The organism is Methylobacterium indicum (genome assembly GCF_001043895.1).
In the GTDB taxonomy this organism is placed as follows: Bacteria; Pseudomonadota; Alphaproteobacteria; order Rhizobiales; family Beijerinckiaceae; genus Methylobacterium; species Methylobacterium indicum.
Genome location: NZ_JTHF01000465.1, coordinates 1 through 1,652 on the forward strand (window position 1 = coordinate 1; position 1,652 = coordinate 1,652).

Sequence of the window (1,652 nt, forward strand, 5' to 3'; positions counted from 1 at the left end):
GAAGGGGGGCACGGGGGAGGGGATCAGCGCGGCGACGGACCGGCGGACCGCGCGAGGCCGGGCAGACGGCGGGCCAGCATCCCCGCGCCGCGCAGGACTTCGCCGGCTTGCCCCACCGAGCGCCGCGCCAGCGCCTGGACGAGGCGCAACGGCACCTGTGCGCAAAACGCCGTGGCGACGAGGGCGAGCGCGGTCGCCCGGCCGTGATGCTTGGCGGCGTAGCGGATCTGGCTCTCGAGGAAGCAGGCGAGCCGGTGCGCCTTGGCCGCCCGGGTGGTGCCCTGGCCCTCGTGCCGCACGGAGATGCCGGCGAGGTGGCGCACCGCGAAGCCCGCGTCCCAGGCCCGGGCGCAGAGATCGACATCCTCGTAATAGACGAAGAAGCGCTCGTCGAAGCCGCCGAGCGCCGCAAACAGCGGGCGGCGGATCATCAGGAAGGCACCCATCACCTGGTCGACCGGCCGATCCTCCCCGTGGTCCCACTCCGTCATGAAGTGGGAGGGGACGAGGCCGGCCCGGTCGAGGAGGAGCGCCTGGCCGAGGAGCGAGCGGGCGGTCGGCCGCCGGGCGCAGGCACGCTGCACGGCACCCGCCTCGTCGAGGAGCTGCGCCCCGACTATGCCGGTGCCCTCGTCCGCCATCAGGGCCGCGTGGGCACCGAGGAGCGCCTCGGCGGTGACCCGCGCGTCGGGGTTGAGAAAAAGGATCGCGGCGGCCTCGCCCCGCGCCGCGCCGGCGTTGCAGGCCCGCCCGAAGCCCTGGTTGTCGGGATTGGCGACCACCGTCGCGCCGTGGCGCAGCGGCGGCAGCCCCGCGAGCGAGCCGTCGGTCGAGGCGTTGTCGACCACGACGACGCGCAGGGCGAGGGCGTCGCCGAGGGCGGCTTCGGCCGTCGCCAGGCTGGCGAGGCAGGCCCGCAGCAGGGCGCCGCCGTTCCAGTTGACGATCACCACGTCGAGGGCGGGGGGCATGATAGTCCCGGACGTCATGGCAATCCTTTGGGCGGCCCGAGCCGGCCGCGCAGGCCGTCGGCCACGGCGCCGGCGAGCCGCATCGCGACGGCGGGGCGATAGCCGGAATCGGCCCAGACGAGCAGGGCCTGGAGCGGCAGGTAGGCGGCCTGGCGCAGCTTCCAGCGCCGGGGCACGTGCGGCAGACGCCAGGCATAGACGCTGTTGCGCAGGTAGGCCGCCATGCGAAACAGCGGCTGGCGCGGCATCTCGAGGCCGAGCGCCCGCCACCGGATCACCCCGGCGCCGACCCGGTGGGGGAGGGCGGTCCCGGGTTCCATCCAGCAGGCATGGCCCCGGGCCCAGGCGCGAAAGCACCATTCGAGATCGACGCCGTCGATGAAGAAGTCGCTGCGGAACGGACCGATCTCCGCATAGGCGGCGAGATCGACGAGGGAGCCCGAGGTCGCCAGGAACTCCACCGGCACGAGCCCGCCGCGATCCGGTATCCCCGGCCGGCGCGGATAGGCCGGCGCCTTGCGGCCCGGCGCCGCTTCCGGCCGCGGGCCGACGACCGCCGGCGGCGGATGCGATCCCCGCAGCCGCGCCATCGCTGCTTCCAGGTCCGCGACCTGACCGGGCGTGAAGGCGGCGTCCTGGTCGAGGAGCAGAACCTGGCCCGCGCCCGCCGCGGCGGCGGCC

At 75.1% G+C, this 1,652-nt stretch carries 2 protein-coding genes; both read right to left on the bottom strand.

Features of this window, described 5'->3' with window-relative positions; translation table 11 throughout:
* Positions 1-23 precede the first annotated feature (23 nt).
* Entirely contained in the window at positions 24-989 is a 966-nt protein-coding gene (locus QR78_RS31520) for a glycosyltransferase family 2 protein (protein ID WP_048431588.1), read from the bottom strand.
* The coding region (locus QR78_RS35295; protein WP_048431589.1) for a glycosyltransferase family protein at positions 986-1,652 on the bottom strand (667 nt) is incomplete at its 5' end. The genes QR78_RS31520 and QR78_RS35295, both read right to left, overlap by 4 nt.

Coding starts and splice junctions, on each gene's coding strand:
- QR78_RS31520 (WP_048431588.1), bottom strand. CDS start 989: ATGACGTCCGGGACTATCATGCCCCCCGCCCTCGACGTGGTGATCGTC.